The following is a 4,099-nucleotide window of genomic DNA, read 5'->3' on the forward strand; positions in this document are numbered from 1 at the left end:
TGGAACGGGCGCAGGTCCTCGATGCTCTCGCCAACGCCGACGAAACGGATCGGCACGCCCAGTTTCTGGGCAATGGCAAAGATTACCCCGCCCCTGGCGGTGCCGTCGAGTTTGGTCAGGGTGATCCCGCTCAGGCCGACGGCGTTATGAAACTGCTCGGCCTGGACCAGGGCGTTCTGGCCGGTGCCGGCGTCCACTACCAGCATGACTTCATGCGGGGCGGCCGGGTCCAGCTTGGTCATCACCCGTTTGACCTTTTTCAGCTCGTCCATCAGGTTGGACTGGGTGTGCAGGCGCCCGGCGGTGTCGGCAATCAGTACGTCGATGCCCCGCGAGCGGGCGGCGGCCATGGCGTCATAAATGACCGAGGCGCTGTCGGCGCCGTGTTGCTGGGCGATCACGGGAATGTCGTTGCGCTCCCCCCAGGTCTGCAGCTGTTCGATGGCGGCGGCGCGAAAGGTATCGCCGGCGGCCAGCATCACCGAATGGCCCTGTTGCTGGAGTTGTCGGGCCAGCTTGCCGATGGTGGTGGTCTTGCCGGCACCGTTGATCCCAACCATCAGGATCACAAACGGCTGACAGGTGGTGTCGATGGTCAACGGCGCCTCGCAGGGGGCCAGAATCTGTTGCATGTTCTGTTGCAGGGCCTCCAGCAGGGCGTCGCTGTCCTGCAGTTCCTTGCGCGAGACCCGGGCGGTCAGCTCATCGATGATCCGCCGGGTTGCTTCGACACCGACATCGGCGCTCAGCAGCAGGGTCTCGATCTCCTCGAGCAACTCATCGTCAATCTGTTTTTTGCCGCGGGCCAGGCGGCTCAGGCTCTCGGTGAGACCGGAACGGGTGCGTGACAGACCCTGTTTCAGGCGCGCGAACAGGCCCGGCGCGCCGGATTTTGTCTCGCTGTTATCAGAATTGGATTTACGGAAACCAAACATCAATTTCAGGGTCGTAGTGAGTGTGATCGAGGAATGTGGAGGAACCGGTTGTTCCTGTCTTTCAGGCACACTATCCTACCACTGCTTGATGTTTTGAGTAAGCCACCAACCCCTCATACAGGCCAAATAAATCAATGCGACGTTTACTGATTCTGCTCGGGCTGGGACTGTTTTGTTTACCGGCGCTGGGCCAGGTCCATGAATACAATCTGGATAATGGCATGAAGCTGCTGGTGCGCGAGGATCACCGCGCACCGGTGGTGGTATCCCAGATCTGGTACAAGATTGGCGCCAGTTACGAACACACCGGCATCACCGGCGTCTCCCATGTCCTGGAACATATGATGTTCAAGGGCACAGAAAAGCACGGACCCGGCGAGTTTTCCCGCATCATCGCCGAAAATGGCGGGCGTGAGAACGCGTTTACCAGCAAGGATTTCACCGCCTATTTCCAGCAACTGGAAAAAAGCCGTCTGGCGATCAGCTTTGAACTGGAAGCCGATCGCATGCGTAACCTGACCCTGCCGGAGGAGGAGTTTGACAAGGAACGTCAGGTCGTCATCGAGGAACGCAAATTGCGCACGGAAGATAATCCGCGTGCCCTGACCTATGAAAAATTCAATGCCGCCGCATTTATGGTCAGTCCGTATCGGAATCCGACCATTGGCTGGATGAACGATCTGAAGAACCTGACTGTTGGGGATCTGCAACGCTGGTATCACCAGTGGTATGCCCCGAACAATGCGACCCTGGTCGTCGTCGGTGATGTCGAGCCGGATGCGGTTTACCGCCTGGCAAGACAGCATTTTGGCCGCCTGCCGCAGGTCGAAGTGCCGTCGATCAAGCCGCGGGTCGAACCACCGCAAAAGGGTGAGCGGCGAGTCGTCGTTCAGGCGCCGGCCGAATTGCCCTATTTGATGATCGGCTATCACGTGCCGGTACTCAACACCGTTGAACAGGAGTGGGAAGCCTATGCGCTGGAAGTGATGGCCGGTATTTTAAGCAGCGGGCGCAGTGCTCGCCTGCCGTCACGACTGGTACGTGGCCAGCAGATCGCCGCCGGCGCCGACGCCGGTTACGATCTCTATTCCCGGCAGGCGAACCTGTTTATGTTCAGCGGAACACCCGCGCGCGGGCATGATATCGCGGAACTGGAGCAGGCCCTGCTGGATGAGATCGAGGTATTAAAAAATGAGCCGGTCGGGGAAGAAGAGCTGGAGCGGATCAAGGCGCAGGTGGTGGCCGGGGATGTGTATGAGAAGGACTCTATGTTCTATCAGGCCATGCAGATGGGTATTCTGGAAACCGTCGGACTCGGCTGGCAGACGATGGAAGTGTATCGCGAAAAAATTAACGCGGTCACACCGCAACAGATTCAACAGGTGGCACACAAGTATCTGCGCAAGGATAACCGTAGCGTGACAATTCTTGAACCGTTATCGCTTGACGGCCAGCAACCTGCCGAATCACCGAAAGCCACCGGACATTGAGAACTGCCAATCTGATGATGAATATGATGAAAAGACTGAACTGGAAAATTGCCCTTGCCGTAATTGTCATTCTGGTATTGACCTTTACACTGGCCCGGTTTGAACGTGGCGATGAACCGGTTTCCGCCGACGCCACTAGCAGTATTGAGATCCAGAGCTGGACAACCGAAAACGGTGCCCGGGTGGTGTTTGTGCCGGCACCGGAATTGCCTATGGTCGATGTTCGGGTGGTGTTCGATGCCGGTAGCGCGCGCGATGGTGATTTGCCGGGGGTGGCCAGGGTGACCGCCGGTATGCTCAATGAAGGCGCCGGGGAGTGGGGTTCGGATCAACTGGCCGAGCGGTTCGATAATATCGGCGCCAATTACGGCGTGTCGGTCAAACGGGATATGGCCGCTTTCAGCTTGCGCAGTCTGACCGGGGAGGCGCTGTTGGAACAGGCCGTGCAAACCTTTGCCACGATCCTGGCCGAACCGACTTTTCCGCATGAGGCTTTCAACCGTGTCCGGCGCAACACGCTGGTTGGCTTGCAGAATAAAAAACAGTCCCCCGGCGATCTGGCCGAGGATCTGTTCTATCGCCACTTGTTTGGTCAGCATCCCTATGCCACGCCGGTCTCCGGAAAGGAAGAGAGCATCAAAGCGATGGAACTGGTCGATCTGAAAGCGTTCCATCAGCGTTATATGGTGGCAAACAATGCGGTGGTGGCTATCGTTGGGCAGATGGAGCGTCAACAGGCCGAGGCGCTGGCCGAACAGGTCACGACAAAACTGAAGCCCGGTGAACCGGCGCCCGCCCTGCCGGAAGTGGAACCGTTGAACGAGGCGAACCGGGTGGACCATTTTCATCCGTCGGCTCAAACCCACCTGCTGGTGGGGCAGCCCGGCATGCGGCGTGGCGATCGCGATTATTTCAGCTTGTATGTCGGCAATCACATTCTGGGAGGCAGCGGGTTTGGTTCCAGAATTATGGAGACCATTCGCGAAGAGCGGGGACTGGCCTACAGCAGCTACAGCTATTTTGTTCCGCAACAGGTTAACGGGGCATTTGTGATGGGGCTGCAGACCAGCAACGATCAGGCCGAGGAAGCGCTGAGCCTGTTGCAAGAGGTACTGACCCGCTTCGTCGACAAGGGCCCGAGCGCGGAAGAGTTACAGCATGCCAAAAAGAATATCACCGGCGGTTTTCCGTTGCGCATCGACAGCAACAAGGACATTGTCCAGTATATTGCGATGATCGAGTTTTACGGCCTGCCACACGATTATCTCGACACCTTCAACGACAAGGTCGAGGCGATTACCGCCGCCGATATTCGCGATGCCTTCCAGCGACGGATCCATCCCGACAAACTGCTCACCGTCACTGTCGGCAATGGAAATAGTAGTGAATAACTCCTGATTTCTCGCCAAGACGCGCAGAGCACCTCCAGATTATGTCGTTCCCTTTGCGTCTCTGCGCCCTGGCGAGAGTTTTCATTATTGGGATAAAACAAGGTGTGAGATAAAGCCTCACATGATCTCGCAGAGACGCAGAGCTCGCCACGTTATGTCATTCTCTTGCGGCTTTGCGAGAGTGATGATGATTGGTGCAACTCAGATGGCGTGATATAACACCCGTGACGATGTATCAGCGGGAAACAATCAGCATGGCAGGACAGCGTAACCAGTTTCGAAT

At 57.3% G+C, this 4,099-nt stretch carries 3 protein-coding genes; 2 read left to right on the forward strand and 1 reads right to left on the reverse strand.

Annotated elements, in window-relative coordinates; translation table 11 throughout:
- A partial coding sequence (gene ftsY / locus RI563_RS01350; RefSeq protein WP_310692531.1) for a signal recognition particle-docking protein FtsY occupies window positions 1–935 on the reverse strand: 935 nt, incomplete at its 3' end.
- Between the two features lie 134 nt (window positions 936–1,069).
- Between ftsY and RI563_RS01355 the strand changes: the two genes are divergently transcribed.
- The gene (locus RI563_RS01355) at window positions 1,070–2,425 is read left to right on the forward strand and encodes a pitrilysin family protein (RefSeq protein ID WP_310692532.1); all 1,356 of its coding nucleotides are present in this window, start codon (window positions 1,070–1,072) and stop codon (window positions 2,423–2,425) included.
- 23 nt (window positions 2,426–2,448) lie between these two features.
- Window positions 2,449–3,816 carry a pitrilysin family protein gene (locus RI563_RS01360; protein ID WP_310692534.1) on the forward strand — a complete coding sequence of 456 codons (1,368 nt, stop codon included), beginning with the start codon at window positions 2,449–2,451 and terminating at the stop codon, window positions 3,814–3,816.
- Window positions 3,817–4,099: the final 283 nt, after the last annotated feature.

Source organism: Thiohalophilus sp., assembly GCF_031581315.1.
GTDB lineage: Bacteria > Pseudomonadota > Gammaproteobacteria > UBA6429 > Thiohalophilaceae > Thiohalophilus.